Genomic DNA, 19,096 nt, shown 5'->3' on the forward strand with positions numbered 1-19,096 from the left:
AGCCATGTAAAACTTTTAAAGCAACTGATAGCACGAAGCCTGGAAAAACCAGGCTTGTACTTGATCGCCATCAGATTAGCGTCGAAATCTATTCTATCGAGAATTTTCCGACGCCACCTGCCAACTTTTTACTATTTAACACGCCGCGAAACAATCAGCCGCGGAACTCGCTGCGACCGTTGTACTTGGCTTTACCTGCCAATTGCTCTTCGATACGCAGCAATTGGTTGTACTTGGAAACGCGGTCGGAACGGCACAGCGAACCGGTTTTGATCTGGCCAGCCGAGGTGCCCACAGCCAGGTCGGCAATGGTCGAGTCTTCGGTTTCGCCGGAGCGGTGCGAGATCACGGCGGTGTAGCCCGCAGCCTTGGCCATCTGGATGGCTTCCAGAGTTTCGGTCAGGGTGCCGATCTGGTTGAACTTGATCAGGATCGAGTTGGCGATCTTTTTGTCGATGCCTTCTTGCAGGATCTTGGTGTTGGTCACGAACAAGTCGTCGCCCACCAGTTGAATCTTCTCGCCGATTTTGTCGGTGAGGATTTTCCAGCCGGCCCAGTCGGACTCGTCCAGGCCATCTTCAACCGAGATGATCGGGTAACGCTCGCACAGGCCTTTCAGGTAGTCGGCAAAACCTTCGGAGGTGAACACGTGGCCTTCGCCGGACAGGTTGTACTTGCCGTCTTCGTAGAATTCGCTGGCGGCGCAGTCCAGTGCCAGGGTCACGTCGGTGCCCAGCGTGTAGCCAGCGTTGGCCACAGCTTCGGAGATCACTTTGAGTGCATCTTCGTTGGACGCCAGGTTCGGCGCGAAACCACCTTCGTCACCCACTGCAGTGCTCAGGCCACGCGCCTTCAACACTGCTTTGAGGTGATGGAAAATCTCGGTGCCCATGCGCAGGCCTTCGGAGAAGGTCTTGGCACCCACCGGCTGCACCATGAATTCCTGGATGTCGACGTTGTTATCAGCGTGCTCGCCGCCGTTGATGATGTTCATCATCGGCACCGGCATCGAGTAAACACCCGGCGTGCCGTTCAGGTTGGCGATGTGCGCGTACAGCGGCAGGTCCTGGTCCTGTGCGGCGGCCTTGGCGGCAGCCAGGGACACGGCGAGGATCGCGTTGGCGCCCAGGCTACCTTTGTTGTCGGTGCCGTCGAGCTTGATCATCGCGTGGTCAAGGGCTTTCTGGTCAACAGGGTCCTGGCCCAGCAGCAGGTCGCGGATCGGGCCGTTGATGTTGGCGACGGCCTTGAGTACACCTTTGCCCAGGTAACGGCTCTTGTCGCCATCACGCAGTTCCAGCGCTTCGCGCGAACCGGTAGACGCACCGGACGGCGCGCAGGCGCTGCCGATGATGCCGTTATCGAGAAGCACGTCGGCTTCGACGGTGGGGTTGCCACGGGAGTCGAGAACTTCACGACCTTTGATGTCGACGATTTTTGCCATTGTTGTAAACACTCCAAAGTTGACGAAAACGACGCAGCTGAAGGAAATCTTTTGACCGACCGCAAGGGTGGAACAACGGGGCAGGCTTGCAGGCGACAAGGCTCAGGCCCGCAGGCCTGAGCGTAAAGCGAGGGAAAGTCTACCGGAGAAACGGCCGTTACGCGGTCTCTACCGTCGGAAAACTCTTGACCAGTTCGTCCAACTGCTTGAGCTGGGCCAAGAACGGCTCCAGCTTGTCCAGGCGCAAGGCGCACGGGCCGTCGCATTTGGCATTGTCCGGGTCCGGGTGGGCTTCCAGGAACAGCCCGGCCAGCGACTGGCTGATGCCAGCCTTGGCCAGGTCCAATACCTGGGCGCGCCGCCCACCGGCGGAATCGGCACGACCACCGGGCATTTGCAGCGCGTGGGTCACGTCGAAGAACACCGGGTATTCGAACTGTTTCATGATGCCGAAACCGAGCATGTCGACCACGAGGTTGTTGTAGCCGAAGCTCGAACCACGCTCGCAGAGGATCAACTGGTCGTTACCCGCTTCCACGCATTTGCTCAGGATATGTTTCATTTCCTGTGGTGCAAGAAACTGGGCTTTTTTGATATTGATCACAGCGCCGGTCCTGGCCATCGCAACCACCAGATCGGTCTGGCGCGACAGGAAGGCCGGCAACTGGATGATGTCGCACACCTCGGCGACCACGGCAGCCTGCTCGGGCTCGTGGACGTCGGTGATGATCGGCACGCCGAAAGCTTGCTTGATGTCCTGGAAGATCCGCATGCCTTCTTCAAGGCCCGGGCCGCGATAGGAGGTCACGGACGAACGGTTGGCCTTGTCGAAGCTGGCCTTGAACACGTAAGGGATACCCAGTTTCTGGGTAACCTTGACGTACTCTTCACAGACCTGCATCGCCATGTCGCGGCTTTCCAGCACGTTCATGCCGCCGAACAGCACCATGGGCTTGTCGTTGGCAATTTCGATGTCGCCTACGCGAATGATCTTCTGGGCCATCAGGTTTACGCCTTCTTCTGATGTTGCGTCAGTGCTGCTTTAACGAAACCGGTGAACAACGGGTGACCGTCGCGCGGCGTCGAGGTGAACTCCGGGTGGAACTGGCACGCCACGAACCATGGATGATCCGGCGCCTCGACCACTTCCACCAGCTTGCCATCACCGGAGCGACCGGACACTTTCAGGCCGGCTTCCTTGATCTGCGGCAGCAGGTTGTTGTTCACTTCGTAGCGGTGACGGTGACGCTCGACGATCACGTCCTTGCCGTAGCAATCGTGAACCAAAGACCCCGGCTCCAGCAGGCAGTCTTGTGCGCCAAGGCGCATGGTGCCGCCGAGGTCGGAGGTTTCAGTACGCGTTTCAACGGCGCCGGTGGCATCTTCCCACTCGGTGATCAGGCCCACGACCGGGTGGCCGCTGGCGTGATCGAACTCGGTGGAGTTGGCGTCTTTCCAGCCCAGCACGTTACGTGCGAACTCGATAACGGCCACTTGCATACCCAGGCAGATACCGAGGTACGGCACCTTGTTCTCACGGGCGTACTGCACGGCGGTGATCTTGCCTTCCACGCCACGCAGGCCGAAACCGCCTGGCACCAGAATGGCGTCAACACCTTCGAGCAGCGCAGTGCCCTGGTTCTCGATGTCTTCGGAATCGATGTAGCGCAGGTTGACCTTGGTACGGTTGCTGATACCGGCGTGGCTCATCGCTTCGATCAGCGACTTGTACGCGTCGAGCAGTTCCATGTACTTGCCGACCATGGCGATGGTGACTTCGTGCTCAGGGTTGAGCTTGGCGTCGACCACCGCTTCCCACTCGGAAAGATCTGCGCCGTTGCATTGCAGGCCAAAACGCTCGACCACAAAATCATCCAGGCCTTGCGAATGCAGGATGCCCGGGATCTTGTAGATGGTGTCGGCGTCTTCCAGGGCAATCACCGCACGCTCTTCAACGTTGGTGAATTGCGCGATCTTGCGACGCGAAGAAATGTCGATCGGGTGATCGGAGCGGCACACCAGCACATCCGGCTGCAGGCCGATGGAACGCAGTTCCTTGACCGAGTGCTGGGTAGGCTTGGTTTTGGTTTCGCCGGCGGTGGCGATGTACGGCACCAGCGTCAGGTGCATCAGCATCGCGCGCTTGGCGCCGACTTCGAAACGCAATTGGCGAATGGCTTCGAGGAACGGTTGCGATTCGATGTCACCCACGGTGCCACCGATCTCGACCATCGCCACGTCGGCATCGCCTGCACCCTTGATGATGCGGCGCTTGATTTCGTCGGTGATGTGCGGGATCACCTGGATGGTTGCACCCAGGTAGTCACCACGGCGCTCTTTGCGCAGCACGTGTTCGTAAACACGGCCTGTGGTGAAGTTGTTGTTCTGGGTCATGGTCGTGCGGATGAACCGCTCGTAGTGGCCCAGGTCCAGGTCGGTCTCGGCGCCGTCGTGTGTGACGAACACTTCACCGTGCTGGAACGGGCTCATGGTGCCCGGGTCAACGTTGATGTACGGGTCCAGCTTGAGCATGGTGACCTTAAGTCCCCGCGCCTCCAGGATGGCCGCCAATGAAGCGGAGGCAATGCCTTTCCCCAATGAAGAAACAACACCGCCCGTGACGAATATGTAGCGCGTCATGAAAAACCCTAGAAGTCTGCGTTAAAGCGGTCCGAGCCGCCGGGGAAAGCGAAGGAAGGCCGAAGCCCCCGATCACCTGCATTAATCACAGTGCACCTTTCAAAAAAACCGCCGCGTGGTGACAGACCAGCAGTGAAACACCGGTGCGTTGATCGCTACACATTTTTTGGAATCGCCCAGCAAAGACTGCTTGGTAATCGGCAACGACTGCGATTCAGGCGAATCCACAGAAGTTGTATCAAGAAGGGAGCGTAGTCTACCGGAAAGGCTCTATCAGCTCAAACCTTGATCGCAGGTCTGTGGCATCCACTGTAATTGCCAGTCGCCCGGCGGCATCGCCCATAGCCCTGCAAGGCTTGGGGCAGCCAGCAATTGCTCGCCCCGATACAGCAGCGGCAATCTGCCACGCACCGCGCCCGGCAGCCCGCATTCATTCAGCAGGCGCTTGAGGTCGCGCCGACCGCGACCTGGCACTTCGACGACTTCGCCGCCCTGGCGATAACGGATCGTCAATGGGCCTGCGGGGGCCTTGCCGATACAGTTGAGCAGGCCATTGCCGGGTAACTTTAGTGGGGTGTGCGGATCAAGCCAGCTCACCGACGCGTCGGAAAACGCCGACCAGCTTGAAGGCAGCCACCAGATGTGTGGGCCGCAACGGTGCAATTGGCCGTCGGCCAAGCGCCACAGCGGTTGTGCGTCGCCCTTGGCATCGCGCAGCGAATACCAGCCGGCCCAATGGTCGCTGTCGGGCAAACGCGTCAGCGGCGTCAGCCAATGTCGCAGGGCGTTACGTTGACGGGCGTCGGAAAGCTCGCGCAATGGCGCCAGCGCCAATGATGGCAAGGGCAGCCAGGGAAACGGCGAAGGGTGATCGGCGGTTTGCAGGTCCATGTGCGCCAATTCGTCAAGCAGGCCCTGGGCTTCACCCAGATGCTCGGCAGCGCGCGCCAGGCGGGTGACGGCTTGGGGCCAACGCTCGGTCAGCGTTGGCACTACCCGGTGGCGCAGGTAATTGCGCGAAAAACGCGGGTCGGCGTTGGAGGGGTCTTCGATCCAGCTCAACTGATGTTCGTGTGCGTAGGCCTCCAATTCAGCGCGTGAGGCATTCAGCAGCGGCCGCACCAGGTGGCCAGCCGCGAATGGGCGATGCGCCGGCATTGCCGACAGCCCTCGCACCCCTGCCCCACGCAGCAGGCGAAACAGCAGGGTTTCGGCCTGATCGTCGCGGTGCTGGCCCGTCAGCAATACCTGCCCTGCCCCAATCACCTCGGCAAACGCCGAGTAACGCGCGTCACGCGCGGCACGCTCAAGGCTGGCGCCGGGCTGCACCTGCACACGCATGACGCGCAAGGGCACACCCAAACCGTCGCAGACCGTTTGGCAATGCTCTGGCCACGCGTCGGCGGCAGCTTGCAGGCCGTGGTGAACATGCACAGCACGCAGAGGTGGAATGTTTGCCAGAGATGCGAGGAGATGCAGCAGGACGGTGGAATCGAGGCCGCCGGAGAAAGCGATATGCCAAGCCGGGGCGTTGCGCCACGGGGCGAGGGTTTGCAGGAGTTTGGCGCAGAGCACCGGTTTCATCAGATGTTACCGCCGCAAATCTGGAATACGTTGGCCAAGCATACACAAAGCAAATGTGGGAGGGGGCTTGCTCCCGATAGCGGTGCATCAGTCACCAAATACATTGACTGACACTCAGCAATCGGGGGCAAGCCCCCTCCCACATTTAATGCTGCGGCGCTCTTAGAGACCGTAGCTCATCAAGCGCTCATAACGGCGCTTGAGCAGCGCTTCGTTATCCAGCTTCTTGAGCATCGCCAGTTGCGCACCCAGTTCAGCGCGGATACTCGCGGCAGCGGCAGCCGGGTCGCGGTGGGCGCCGCCCAACGGTTCGCCGATAACCTTATCAACGATACCCAAGCCTTTGAGGCGATCGGCAGTGATGCCCATGGCTTCGGCAGCGTCCGGGGCTTTATCGGCGGTTTTCCACAGGATCGAGGCGCAACCTTCGGGCGAGATCACCGCGTAGGTCGAATATTGCAGCATGTTCAACTGGTCGCACACGCCAATCGCCAGTGCACCGCCGGAACCACCTTCACCAATGACGGTGGCGATGATCGGGGTTTTCAAGCGGGCCATCACGCGCAGGTTCCAGGCGATCGCTTCGCTTTGGTTGCGCTCTTCGGCGTCGATACCCGGGTAGGCGCCCGGGGTGTCGATGAAGGTCAGGATCGGCATTTTGAAGCGCTCGGCCATTTCCATCAGGCGGCACGCCTTGCGGTAGCCTTCAGGGCGCGGCATGCCGAAGTTACGGCGAACTTTCTCGCGCACTTCACGGCCTTTCTGGTGACCGATCACCATCACTGGCTGGTCGTCCAGGCGAGCGATACCGCCGACGATGGCCGCGTCGTCAGAGAAGTGGCGGTCGCCATGCAGCTCGTCGAACTCGGTGAAGATATGCTGAATGTAGTCCAGCGTGTACGGACGGCGCGGGTGGCGAGCCAGGCGCGCGATCTGCCAGCTGGTCAGCTTGCCGAAAATGTCTTCGGTGAGCGTGCTGCTCTTGTCTTGCAGTCGAGCAATCTCATCGCCGATATTCAGGGAATTGTCATTGCCGACCAGGCGCAATTCTTCAATTTTGGCTTGCAGGTCAGCGATCGGCTGTTCGAAATCAAGAAAATTCGGGTTCATAAGCGTCCGTCTTGGGTCGACGGCCAGGGAGTGCCTGGCCAGCCGGTTGTCTATTCGCGCTACCTTAAGGGACAGGCGCGTCTAGGTCGAGATTAAATGTTGGGTCGAGATCGGGCGAATACTCTTCATCAAAAAGAACGCGCCCGGCCATCAACGGTATTGGAGGAAGACGTTGTCACGGCCGAACTGGTCACGCAAAGCTTGAATCAAGCCATCTGCGGGATCAATTCGCCAGGTCTCACCAAACTGCAACATGGCCTTGGCGTCGTTGCCGGTGTACTCCATGGTCACCGGGCACGCGCCACGGTGACGCTTGAGCAGGTCACCCAACCAGCGTAGCTGATCGCCTTTGAGCGCTTCGGTCTTGACCTTCAAGCGCAGGCTTTCGGCCAAATTGGTGCGCGCATCTTCCATGCTCATCACCCGCTTGATCCGCAGGCGCAGGCCGCCGGAGAAGTCGTCATTACTGACCTCGCCTTCTACCACCACCATTGCGTCGGTCTGCAACAGCGACTGCGCCGAGTGGAACGCATCGGCAAACAGCGACGCTTCGATGCGGCCCGAGCGGTCATCGAGGGTGATAAAACCCATCTTGTCGCCCTTTTTATTTTTCATCACGCGCAGTGCGATGATCATACCCGCCACGGTCTGGGTGTCCCGCGCCGGTTTCAGGTCGATGATGCGCTGACGTGCGAACCGGCGAATTTCACCTTCGTATTCGTCAATCGGGTGACCGGTGAGGTACAGGCCCAAGGTGTCTTTCTCACCCTTGAGGCGTTCCTTGAGGGTCAGGTCCTTGGCTTTGCGATGGTTGGCATAAACGTCCGCGTCTTCCTCGACGAACAGCCCGCCAAACAGGTCGGCGTGGCCGCTGTCGTGGGTGCGCGCGGTCTGTTCGGCGGCCTTGATCGCTTCTTCCATGGCGGTCAGCAGCACCGCGCGGTTGCGGTCGATATTCGCCTGGTAAGCCTTCGGCTCATCATGGAAGTACGGGCCAAGACGATCGAGCGCGCCACTGCGGATCAACCCATCAAGGGTGCGTTTGTTGATGCGCTTGAGGTCCACCCGCGCGCAAAAATCGAACAGGTCCTTGAACGGCCCGTGCTGGCGCGCCTCGGTAATGGCCTCCACCGGGCCTTCACCCACACCTTTGATCGCGCCCAGGCCATAAATGATGCGGCCTTCGTCGTTCACCGTGAACTTGAACTCCGAGGCGTTCACGTCCGGCGCGTCAAGGCGCAGCTTCATGGTGCGCACTTCTTCGATCAAGGTCACGACCTTGTCGGTGTTGTGCATATCCGCCGAAAGTACCGCCGCCATGAACGGCGCCGGGTAGTGGGTTTTCAGCCAGGCGGTCTGGTACGACACCAGGCCGTAGGCGGCGGAGTGAGATTTGTTGAAGCCATAACCGGCGAATTTTTCCACCAGGTCGAAGATGTTACCGGCAAGGTCGGCGTCGATATTGTTGGTCGCGCAACCTTCAATGAAACCGCCGCGCTGCTTGGCCATTTCTTCGGGCTTTTTCTTGCCCATGGCGCGCCGCAACATGTCGGCGCCGCCGAGGGTGTAACCGGCCATGACCTGGGCGATCTGCATCACCTGTTCCTGATACAGGATGATGCCGTAAGTCGGTGCCAGTACCGGCTTGAGGCCTTCGTACTGGTAGTCGGAGTGCGGGTACGCCAGCTCGGCGCGGCCGTGCTTACGGTTGATGAAGTCATCCACCATGCCCGATTGCAGCGGGCCAGGACGGAACAACGCCACCAGTGCGATCAAGTCTTCCAGGCAGTCGGGCTTGAGCTTTTTGATCAGCTCTTTCATGCCGCGCGACTCAAGCTGGAACACCGCCGTGGTTTCGGCTTTTTGCAGCAACTGGTACGTCGGTTTGTCGTCCAGCGGGATAAACGCGATATCCAGCGGCGCTTCATCAACCTTGGCGCGCTCGCGGTTAATCGTCTTCAGCGCCCAGTCGATGATGGTCAGGGTACGCAGGCCGAGGAAGTCGAACTTCACCAGGCCAGCCGCTTCCACGTCATCCTTGTCGAACTGGGTAACCAGGCCGCCGCCTTCTTCATCGCAATAGATCGGCGAAAAGTCGGTGAGTTTGGTCGGCGCGATGACCACGCCACCGGCGTGTTTACCGACGTTACGCACAACGCCTTCGAGCTTGCGCGCCATGTCCCAGATTTCGGCGGCTTCTTCATCGACCTTGATAAAGTCGCGCAGAATTTCTTCCTGCTCGTAGGCTTTTTCCAGGGTCATGCCGACTTCGAACGGGATCATCTTCGACAGGCGATCCGCCAGGCCGTAGGACTTGCCCTGCACCCGCGCCACGTCGCGGATGACCGCTTTGGCGGCCATGGAACCGAAGGTGATGATCTGGCTGACCGCGTTGCGGCCATATTTCTCGGCCACGTACTCGATCACGCGGTCACGGCCGTCCATGCAGAAGTCGACGTCGAAGTCGGGCATGGAAACCCGTTCCGGGTTGAGGAACCGTTCGAACAGCAGGTCATATTCCAGCGGGTCGAGGTCGGTAATCTTCTGTACATACGCCACCAGCGAGCCAGCACCTGAACCCCGGCCCGGACCTACCGGCACGCCGTTGCTTTTGGCCCACTGGATAAAGTCCATTACGATCAGGAAGTAACCGGGGAAGCCCATCTGGATGATGATATCCAGCTCGAAATTCAGCCGGTCAACATACACCTGGCGCTTGGCGTCGTAGTCCTCGGTGGTGTCCTTGGGCAACAGCACACTCAGACGGTCTTCCAGACCATCAAACGACACCTTGCGAAAGTACTCATCGATGGTCATGCCATCGGGGATCGGGAAGTTGGGCAAGAAGTGCTTGCCCAGCTTCACTTCAATATTGCAGCGCTTGGCGATCTCGACGGAGTTTTCCAGCGCTTCGGGCAGGTCGCTGAACAACTCGGCCATCTCTTCAGCGCTTTTGAGGTACTGCTCTTCGCTGTAGTTCTTCGACCGGCGCGGGTCATCCAGGGCACGGCCTTCGCCGATGCACACGCGCGTCTCGTGGGCCTCGAAATCTTCTTTCTTGATAAAACGCACATCGTTGGTCGCCACCAGCGGCGCGCCCAGCTTGTCGGCCAGGGCCACGGCGGCGTGCAGATGCTCTTCATCATTCGGCCGATTGGTACGCTGAACCTCCAGGTAGAAGCGGTCGGGGAACACCTGCATCCACTCGCGGGCCAGCACTTCGGCTTCCTGAGGGTTGCCGCCCAACAGCGCGATACCCACCTCGCCCTCTTTGGCGGCCGAGAGCATGATCACACCCTCGCTCGCCTCGGCCACCCACTCGCGCTCGATGATGATCGAGCCGTTGCGCTGGCCGTCGATAAAACCGCGAGAAATCAGTTCGGTGAGGTTGCGATAACCGACGCCGTTCATCGCCAACAGGCTGATGCGGCTCAAAGGGTTATCCGGGTCTTTGTTGGACAGCCACAGGTCGGCGCCGCAAATCGGCTTGATGCCGGCGCCCATGGCGTTTTTGTAGAACTTGACCAGGGAACACATGTTGTTCTGATCGGTAACCGCTACCGCGGGCATGTTCATGCCCACCAGGGTTTTGACCAGCGGTTTGATCCGTACCAGGCCGTCGACCAGGGAATATTCAGTGTGCAGGCGCAGGTGAACGAATGAAGCCGGCATAGTGATCCTGTGCAAAAACTTAGAAACAACAAGGCCCGGGATTGTACCGGGCCTTGGCAAAAACATCAGCCTCGCGACTAAACCTCGGTGAGGCTCTCGCGCAGCGCGTAAGCCTGGCGAACCGGGGCGAACGAGCGCCGGTGGATAGGCGTTGGGCCCAAGCGAGCCAATGCTTCCAGATGAACGGGCGTCGGGTAGCCTTTATGGCCACCGATGCCGTAGCCGGGGTAGATCAATTCAAACGCGGCCATTTCACGGTCACGGCTGACCTTGGCCAGAATCGACGCCGCAGCGATGGCGGGCACCTTGCTGTCACCCTTGACCACGGCTTCTGACGGCATCGCCAATGTGGGGCAGCGGTTGCCGTCGATCATCGCCATTTTCGGAGTGATGTGCAGGCCTTCCACCGCGCGCTGCATGGCCAGCATGGTCGCGTGGAGGATGTTCAATGTGTCGATTTCTTCGACTTCGGCCCGAGCGATATGCCAGCTCAGGGCTTTTTCACAGATCTCGTCGTAGAGTTTTTCGCGACGCGCTTCGGTGAGCTTCTTCGAATCATTAAGGCCGAGGATCGGACGGTTCGGGTCCAGAATCACCGCTGCCGTGACCACCGCGCCACACAGCGGGCCGCGCCCTACTTCGTCAACACCGGCCACCAGTTCGTGGGCTTGCGCGACGAGGCTGAAATCCAGGCCCATTTGCACGGTCATAAGGTTTCCTGTTTGTGGCCGATCAATGTAAGCACGGCATCCGCCGCCTGGTTCGACGCATCACGGCGCAAGGTGCGATGGATGTCGTCAAAACCACGGGTCTGCTCCTCGCCACCGTCGATCAGCGGCAATAGGGCCTGCGCCAAAGCCTCTGGCGTTGCATCGTCCTGCAGCAACTCCGGCACCAACAGGCGCTGGGCCAACAAATTGGGCAAAGAGATGTAAGGGCTTTTGACCATGCGTTTCAGAATCCAAAAGGTCAGCGGCGCCAGACGATAAGCCACAACCATGGGCCGCTTGTAGAGCAAAGCCTCCAGGGTGGCGGTGCCCGAGGCGATCAGTACCGCGTCGCACGCCGCAAGGGCCAGGTGCGACTGGCCGTCAAGCAAGGTCAACGGCAGGTTGCGCCCCTCAAGCAGCGTCTCGATTTGCGCGCGTCGTTGCGGGCTGGCGCACGGCAGCACAAAACGCAGACCGGGCTTCAACGCCTGCAGGCGTTCGGCGGCATCAAAAAACAAAGCGCCGAGGCGACCGACTTCGCCGCCACGACTGCCCGGCATCAGCGCCACCAGCGGGCCATCGGGCAAGCCCAGCTCGGCATGCGCGGCGGCGCGGTCAGCGTGCAATGGAATGGTGTCGGCCAAGGTGTGCCCGACAAACCGCACCGGCACGCCCTTCTCCTCGTAGAACCTGGCCTCAAAGGGCAGCAGGGTCAGCATCAAGTCGCAGCCTTCGCGGATGTTGAGCACGCGCTTCTGTCGCCACGCCCAGACGGACGGGCTGACGTAGTGCACGGTCTTGATCCCGGCCTGACGCAACTTGAGTTCGATAGTGAGGGTGAAATCCGGCGCATCGATGCCGATAAATACGTCGGGCTTTTCTTCGATCAGGGTTCGAATCAGCAGCTTGCGGCGAGCCAGCAGCTCACGCAAACGGCCCAACACTTCCACCAGCCCCATGACCGAGAGGCGCTCCATGGGAAAGTAAGACGTGAGGCCTTCGGCCTGCATCAGCGGGCCACCCACACCGATGAATTCAACCGCAGGGTGCTGGGCCTTGAGCGCGCGCATCAGGCCTGCGCCCAGAATATCGCCGGATGCTTCTCCGGCCACCAGCGCAATACGCAGATTAGCCATGATCAGCGGGTGATGCCGCGAGTCGATGCCTGGATCGAGTCACGGAATACCGCGACCTCCGGGAACAAGGCTGCCGGCTCGGTCAGCTCGGTCAACGCCTGCTCAACCGTCAATCCCTGGCGGTACACCACCTTGTAAGCGCGGCGCAGGGCGTGAATCGCGTCTTCGCTGAAACCGCGACGGCGCATGCCTTCAAAGTTCATGCTGCGCGCTTCGGCTGGGTTGCCGAATACCGTGACGAATGCCGGCACGTCCTTGCCAATCGCGGTGCCCATGCCGGAAAAGCTGTGGGCGCCGATATGGCAATACTGGTGCACCAGCGTGAAGCCGGACAAAATTGCCCAGTCGTCAACGTGCACGTGGCCGGCCAGCGCAGTGTTATTGACCAGAATGCAGTGGTTACCAATAACACTGTCGTGGCCAATGTGTGCGTAGGCCATGACCAGGTTGTGATCACCCAGGGTGGTTTCCGCACGATCTTGCACGGTGCCACGGTGGATGGTCACGCCTTCACGGATGATGTTGTGGTCACCGATTACCAGGCGTGTTTCTTCACCCTTGTACTTCATGTCCGGGGTGTCTTCGCCTACCGAGGAAAACTGGTAGATACGATTGTGTTTGCCAATACGGGTCGGACCTTTAAGGATCACGTGTGGCCCGATGACAGTCCCCTCGCCGATTTCAACACCTGCGCCGATGATCGACCAAGGGCCGACCTCAACGTCGGCGGCCAGAACGGCCGACGGATCGATGATTGCGCGAGGGTCAATCAAACTCATAGTTTGCGTTCCGCGCAGATGATCTCGGCGGAGCACACAGGCTTGCCGTCCACCGAGGCCTGGCATTCGAACTTCCAGATCTGGCGCTTGCAACTGATGAACTTGGCTTCGAGGATCAACTGGTCACCCGGCGTGACCGGGTTGCGGAAGCGCAGCTTGTCGGAGCCCACGAAATAATACAGCGTGCCGTCGGCAGGCTTGAGGTCGAGCATTTTGAAACCAAGGATACCGGCAGCCTGCGCCATCGCTTCGATGATCAATACGCCCGGCATGATTGGATGCGCAGGAAAGTGACCATTGAAGAACGGTTCGTTGATGCTGACATTCTTGTAGGCACGAATGCGCTTTTCCTCGACGTTGAGGTCCACTACACGGTCCACCAGCAGGAACGGGTAACGGTGAGGCAGGTATTCGCGAATCTCGTTGATGTCCATCATTTCGGGGGGGAAGCCTGTAATAAAGATTGGGGGCGGGCGACTAAACGCACGCCCCGCTAGCAAATCAAGGAGGCAGTCTAGCGGCTGTGCACACTTGATATGGAAATGGTATCAGCCTTCTGATGAAGCATTACCGCCAGGGGTCACGTCCTCGACACGCTTTTCGACCTGCTTGAGGCGTCGGGCCATATCGTCGATCTTGCGCAAACGTGCGGCACTTTTGCGCCATTCAGCCGCTGGCTGCATGGCCGTACCGGAAGAGTAGGACCCAGGCTCGGTAATCGAATGGGTCACCATGGTCATGCCGGTAATGTACACGTTGTCGCAAATCTCGATATGCCCCACCAGCCCAACGCCGCCGGCAAGCATGCAATGCTTGCCAATCTTGGCACTGCCGGATATGCCCACGCAGGCGGCCATGGCGGTGTGATCGCCAATCTGCACGTTATGCGCAATCTGAATCTGGTTATCGAGCTTCACGCCGTTACCGATCAACGTATCGGCCAAGGCCCCGCGATCAACGGCGGTGTTCACGCCGATTTCCACGTCGTCGCCGATCCATACGCCGCCGACGTGGGCAATCTTGTGCCAAACACCTTTGGAATTGGCAAAGCCAAAACCTTCGCCGCCGATGACGGCGCCCGACTGAATCACCACCCGCTCACCAATACGCACGCCGTGGTACAGGGTCACGCGCGGGGCCAGCCAGCCATCGGCGCCGATTTCACAGCGCGCACCGATAAAGCAATGTGCGCCGACCGTTACCCCGGCGGCAATGCGCGCGCCGCTCTCGATCACTGCAAATGCGCCAATGCTGGCCGCAGGATCAACCACGGCATCCTCGGCGATCACCGCAGACGGATGAATACCGGGGCTGGCCTTGGGTTTTGGAGCGAACAGGTGCGACGCCTTGGCAAAAGCCAGGTAAGGGTCAGCCACCACCAGCGCATCCCCGGTAAACCCTTCGGCATCGGCGGCCGTCAGCAACACGGCTGCGGCTTGGCTGTCGGCCAGGAATTTACGGAATTGGGGCTTTGCCAGGAAGCTCAACTGAGCTGGGCCAGCCTCCTGCAAGGCGGCTAGCCCAGTGATTTCTTTCTCACTGGAGCCACGCAAGGTGGCCCCCAGGAGCTCGGCCAACTCGCCGAGTTTGATAGTTGCGGTCATGGCTTACTTCAGCTGATTCATGCGCTCGATCACCTGACGGGTGATGTCGTATTGAGGCTTGACGTCGATCACGGCGCCGCGCTCAAACACCAGGTCGAAGGCACCTTTCTTGATGACCTCTTCCACAGCGCTGTCGAGTTTCGGCTTGAGCTGCTTGAGCATTTCGCGGTCTGCAACAGCCTTGGCTTCGTTCAGTTCTTTGGACTGGAACTGGTAGTCACGGGCCTTTTGCTTGAATTCAAGCTCCAGACGCTCGCGCTCGCCTTGCTGCATTTTGTCGCCGCCGGCGACCAGACGATCCTGGATACCTTTGGCGCTGCTTTCCAGAGTCTTCAGCTTGGTCAGTTGTGGGCCGAATTTTTTCTCGGCGTCCACTGCGTAACGCTTGGCCGCATCGGACTCCAGCAGGGCCATCTGATAGTTCAGAACGGCGATTTTCATTTCGGCGAAGGCCGGGGTGGTTACCAGCACAGTTGCCAGCAGAACCAATTGAGTCAACTTACGCACGATGCACTCCTACAGAATCCGTTGTCGTTATCTTGGGTCAGACGCTTAGAACGTCTGGCCGAGGGAGAATTGGAAAATCTGGGTTTCAGCGTTATCCGGTTTCTTGATCGGCATGGCCAGAGCAAAGCTCAATGGGCCAAGCGCGGTCACCCAGGTCACGCCAACACCAACGGAGCTTGCCATGTTGCTGAGGCTCACGTCGTTGCACTGAGTCTGAGACTTCACGCCGCTCGGGTTGCTGACCTGCTGGCACTTGGAGTCGAATACGTTACCCACGTCCCAGAAGACCGAAGTACGCAACGAACGCTGGTCCTTGACGAATGGCAGCGGGAACAGAATCTCCGCACCACCCTGGATCAACACGTTACCACCGAATGGCGTAGCGTCGTTGTCGGAGTCCGCGATGGTGCCGCGGTTACCGGTGATCGCTTCACCACGGCTTGGCGTACCACGCGGGCCCAAAGTGCTGTCCTTGAAGCCACGAACCGAGTTGAAACCACCTGCATAGTAGTTCTCGTAGAACGGCAGACCACTGGTGGAACCATAACCGTCGCCATAACCCAGCTCAGTGTGCAGGCGCATGGTGTAGTTATCGCTCAGCGGCTGGAACAACTGGCCACGGTAGTCGAGCTTGAAGAACGACAGGTCGCTGCCCGGTGTTGTGACTTCCGCAGTCAAGCTCTGGGAATGGCCACGGGTCGCCAGTACACCTTTGTTCAGGGTCGATTCCGACCAACCGGCCGAAGCCTTGAAGTTCAGGAACTGATCACCCTCTTTCTGCGTGAAGTTGAAGATTTCGTCCACGGTGTAAACACCGGTCTTGATCTTGTCCTGTTGCGCGGTCAAGCCAAAGGTCAGGCGCGACGTTTCGCTGATCGGGTAGCCGATGTTCACACCGGCACCAAAACTATCGATAGCGTAGCTCGCCAGTTCGGTGTTGAGCTTGTCGTAGTCGGTGGTGCGGTAGAAGGCGTTATAGCCCAGGCTCACACCGTCAGCAGTCCAGTAGGGGTCGACATAACCGAAGTTATAGCGGCTCTGGTATTCGCTGCGCGTAAGACCGATGGAAACCTTGTTACCGGTACCAAGGAAGTTGTTCTGGGTGATCGAACCACCGAGGATCAGGCCGGCACTCTGTGCGAAACCGACGCTGGCGGTGATCGAACCCGAGGCTTGCTCTTCAACCGCGTAGTTCACGTCAACCTGGTCATCCACACCCGGTACGGCCGGGGTTTCGACGTTGACTTCCTTGAAGAAGCCCAGGCGCTCAAGACGTGTCTTGGACTGGTCGATCAAGTAAGTCGACGCCCAGCCACCTTCCATCTGGCGCATCTCGCGGCGCAGCACTTCGTCGGCAGACTTGGTGTTGCCACGGAAGTTGATGCGGTTAACGTAGGCACGCTTGCCGGGGTCGACGACAAAGGTGACGTCCACGGTGTGGTCATCATCGTGCGGGGTCGGCACGCCGTTAACGTTGGCGAAGGTATAGCCTTCGTTGCCCAGACGACGGGTGATCAGTTCGGACGTGGTGGTCATCAGCTTGCGCGAGAACACCTGGTTCTTCTGCACCAGCAACAGCGCCTTGACCTGGTCTTCAGGTACTTTCAGGTCGCCGCTGAGTTTTACGTCACGAACGGTGTACTTCTCGCCTTCGTTGACGTTGACGGTAATGTAGACGTGCTTTTTGTCAGGGGTGATGGACACCTGGGTCGAAGCGATATCCATATTGATATAGCCGCGGTCCAGGTAGTAGGAACGCAGACGCTCCAGGTCACCGGACAGTTTTTCACGGGCGTACTTGTCGTCGTTCTTGAAGAACGACAACCAGTTGGTAGTCTTCAGCTCGAACAGGTCGATCAGGTCGTCATCAGCGAACTTGGTGTTACCCACCACGTTGATGTGCTGAATCGCCGCCACGGTGCCTTCGTTGATGTTGACCTTAAGGCCGACACGGTTACGAGGCTGCGGGATCACTTCGGTTTCCACGCTCGCGGAGTAGCGACCTTGGGCAACGTACTGGCGTTGCAGTTCGTTACGCACACCCTCAAGGGTAGCGCGCTGGAAGATCTCGCCCTCGGCCAGACCGGATTGCTTGAGGCCCTTCATCAAGTCTTCAGTGGAGATCGCTTTGTTGCCCTCGATCTCGATACTGGCGACAGAAGGTCGCTCAACGACGGTGATGACCAGGACGTTGCCTTCGCGACCCAGCTGGATATCTTGAAAGAACCCGGTTTTGAACAGCGCACGAGTGGATTCCACCAGGCGACGATCATCCGCCTGTTCCCCGACGTTCAACGGCAAGGCACCAAAGACGCTACCGGCGGAAACCCGCTGGAGGCCGTTGACGCGAATATCGGAGATAGTGAAGGACTCGGCGTGAACTTCGGCGATCATCAATACGGTGAGAACCGCAGTTAGCAGCAGACGTTTCATGAAGTCCTTTCTTATTCCAACTGGCAATAAACAAACTGCCGCAAAATGCGGCAGATTCGCAATTCAGCGAAGCGTTACAGTCGTCCCAGATCGTTGACCAGAGCTAACAACATCACTCCGACCACCAAACTGATACCGATCTGTATCCCCCAACCCTGCACCCGATCCGACAAGGGGCGACCACGCACCCACTCGACCAGATAAAACAACAGATGCCCCCCATCCAATACAGGAATGGGCAGCAAATTCAGAACTCCAAGGCTAATACTCAGATAAGCCAGGAAATTCAGGAAATCCGCGACACCCGACTGGGCAGAAGCGCCCGCCACTTTAGCAATGGTTATCGGTCCACTCAAGTTTTTTACCGAGAGCTCGCCGAACAACATTTTCTTGAGCGATTCGAGGGTCAGCACACTCATGGTCCAAGTGCGTTTTGCACCCTCGCCAATCGCCGCTACAGGCCCGAAGCTGACCTCGCGCACCATCGATGGCGGCCATTCGACACCCTTGACCCCGGCGCCGAGGTAACCCCCGGCCGCCTTGGCTTCCCCGCGAACCGCCAGGGTCACAGGGACGTCGATTTGAGCACCATCGCGCTCAACTTTCAGCACAATTTTGGTATCAGGACGTACACGCACCAGGTCGACCACTTGCTGCCAGTCGCCCAGCGGCTGACCATCAAGAGCCAGCAAGCGGTCGCCGGTTTTCAGACCTGCGGCCTGCGCCGGGCCTTTAGAATCCAGCTCGGCGAGCACCGGCGGCAGCGACGGACGCCATGGGCGAATCCCCAGCGACTTGATCGGGTCGGGTTCGTCCGCCCCTTTGAGCCAGTGATCCAGGGTCAGCTCGCGCGGGGTTTCGGCAGTCGAATCCTGCTCGCGCACCAGCACGTTGATGGTGCCGCTTTCACCCATGCGGCGCACCAACTGCAAATTGACGGCGCCCCAGCCCGTGGTCGGCTCGCCATCAATAGAAACAATTTCCTGCCCAGCGACCAGCCCGGCCTTGGCCGCCATGCTGTCCGCTTCGACCGCGCCGATCACCGGGCGCACCTGCTGGCTGCCCAGCATGGCCAATACCCAGAAGAACAGCATCGCCAACAGGAAGTTGGCAATCGGCCCGGCTGCCACGATAGCGATACGCTGACCCACGGTCTTGCGATTGAAGGACTGGTCCAGTTGCTCCGCGGGCACTTCGCCTTCGCGCTCGTCGAGCATCTTGACGTAGCCGCCCAGCGGGATGGCCGCAATCACGAACTCGGTGCCACGACGGTCGTGCCAGCGTAGCAACGGCATGCCGAAACCGACGGAAAAGCGCAGTACCTTGACGCCACAACGACGTGCCACCCAGAAGTGGCCGAACTCGTGGAAGGTCACCAAAACACCCAGAGCGACCAGGGTGCCGACAATCATGTAGAGCGCACTCATCTAATTTCTCCGCATTCCAATCCAGTGCCTCAAGGCTCAAACCTGCCCCA

At 59.3% G+C, this 19,096-nt stretch carries 14 protein-coding genes; all 14 read right to left on the reverse strand.

What is annotated here, in order from left to right; translation table 11 throughout:
* Positions 1-154: 154 nt before the first annotated feature.
* Positions 155-1,444 carry a phosphopyruvate hydratase gene (gene eno, locus ACOZK9_RS16485; RefSeq protein ID WP_058412407.1) on the reverse strand — a complete coding sequence of 430 codons (1,290 nt, stop codon included), beginning with the start codon at positions 1,442-1,444 and terminating at the stop codon, positions 155-157.
* A 157-nt stretch (positions 1,445-1,601) separates the two neighbouring features.
* Positions 1,602-2,447 (reverse strand): 3-deoxy-8-phosphooctulonate synthase, encoded by an 846-nt coding sequence (gene kdsA / locus ACOZK9_RS16490; RefSeq protein WP_058412408.1) that lies wholly within the window; start codon positions 2,445-2,447, stop codon positions 1,602-1,604.
* A gap of 5 nt (positions 2,448-2,452) precedes the next feature.
* The gene (locus ACOZK9_RS16495; protein ID WP_058412409.1) at positions 2,453-4,084 is read right to left on the reverse strand and encodes a CTP synthase; all 1,632 of its coding nucleotides are present in this window, start codon (positions 4,082-4,084) and stop codon (positions 2,453-2,455) included.
* Between the two features lie 273 nt (positions 4,085-4,357).
* Positions 4,358-5,668 carry a tRNA lysidine(34) synthetase TilS gene (tilS, locus tag ACOZK9_RS16500; RefSeq protein ID WP_152749494.1) on the reverse strand — a complete coding sequence of 437 codons (1,311 nt, stop codon included), beginning with the start codon at positions 5,666-5,668 and terminating at the stop codon, positions 4,358-4,360.
* A gap of 162 nt (positions 5,669-5,830) precedes the next feature.
* Positions 5,831-6,778: an acetyl-CoA carboxylase carboxyltransferase subunit alpha gene (locus ACOZK9_RS16505; RefSeq protein ID WP_058412411.1), complete on the reverse strand. Its 948-nt coding sequence runs from the start codon at positions 6,776-6,778 to the stop codon at positions 5,831-5,833.
* 150 nt (positions 6,779-6,928) lie between these two features.
* The gene (dnaE, locus tag ACOZK9_RS16510; RefSeq protein WP_152749495.1) at positions 6,929-10,450 is read right to left on the reverse strand and encodes a DNA polymerase III subunit alpha; all 3,522 of its coding nucleotides are present in this window, start codon (positions 10,448-10,450) and stop codon (positions 6,929-6,931) included.
* 77 nt (positions 10,451-10,527) lie between these two features.
* Positions 10,528-11,154 (reverse strand): ribonuclease HII, encoded by a 627-nt coding sequence (gene rnhB, locus ACOZK9_RS16515; RefSeq protein ID WP_161936695.1) that lies wholly within the window; start codon positions 11,152-11,154, stop codon positions 10,528-10,530.
* Between the two features lie 2 nt (positions 11,155-11,156).
* Positions 11,157-12,296 carry a lipid-A-disaccharide synthase gene (gene lpxB, locus ACOZK9_RS16520; RefSeq protein WP_152749496.1) on the reverse strand — a complete coding sequence of 380 codons (1,140 nt, stop codon included), beginning with the start codon at positions 12,294-12,296 and terminating at the stop codon, positions 11,157-11,159.
* 2 nt (positions 12,297-12,298) lie between these two features.
* Entirely contained in the window at positions 12,299-13,075 is a 777-nt protein-coding gene (lpxA, locus tag ACOZK9_RS16525) for an acyl-ACP--UDP-N-acetylglucosamine O-acyltransferase (RefSeq protein WP_058412415.1), read from the reverse strand.
* Positions 13,072-13,512: a 3-hydroxyacyl-ACP dehydratase FabZ gene (fabZ, locus tag ACOZK9_RS16530; RefSeq protein ID WP_003172281.1), complete on the reverse strand. Its 441-nt coding sequence runs from the start codon at positions 13,510-13,512 to the stop codon at positions 13,072-13,074. The genes lpxA and fabZ overlap by 4 nt, the downstream gene beginning before the upstream one ends.
* A gap of 111 nt (positions 13,513-13,623) precedes the next feature.
* Positions 13,624-14,679, reverse strand: coding sequence for a UDP-3-O-(3-hydroxymyristoyl)glucosamine N-acyltransferase (lpxD, locus tag ACOZK9_RS16535; RefSeq protein ID WP_421556202.1), 1,056 nt, complete (start codon positions 14,677-14,679; stop codon positions 13,624-13,626).
* A gap of 3 nt (positions 14,680-14,682) precedes the next feature.
* Complete coding sequence (locus ACOZK9_RS16540) at positions 14,683-15,186, reverse strand: OmpH/Skp family outer membrane protein (protein WP_003189173.1); 504 nt, start codon at positions 15,184-15,186, stop codon at positions 14,683-14,685.
* A 45-nt stretch (positions 15,187-15,231) separates the two neighbouring features.
* Positions 15,232-17,619: an outer membrane protein assembly factor BamA gene (bamA, locus tag ACOZK9_RS16545; protein WP_058412417.1), complete on the reverse strand. Its 2,388-nt coding sequence runs from the start codon at positions 17,617-17,619 to the stop codon at positions 15,232-15,234.
* Positions 17,620-17,693: 74 nt separating this feature from the next.
* Complete coding sequence (gene rseP / locus ACOZK9_RS16550; RefSeq protein ID WP_058412418.1) at positions 17,694-19,046, reverse strand: sigma E protease regulator RseP; 1,353 nt, start codon at positions 19,044-19,046, stop codon at positions 17,694-17,696.
* Positions 19,047-19,096: the final 50 nt, after the last annotated feature.

This window comes from Pseudomonas kitaguniensis (assembly GCF_049199985.1).
Taxonomy (GTDB): domain Bacteria; phylum Pseudomonadota; class Gammaproteobacteria; order Pseudomonadales; family Pseudomonadaceae; genus Aquipseudomonas; species Aquipseudomonas kitaguniensis.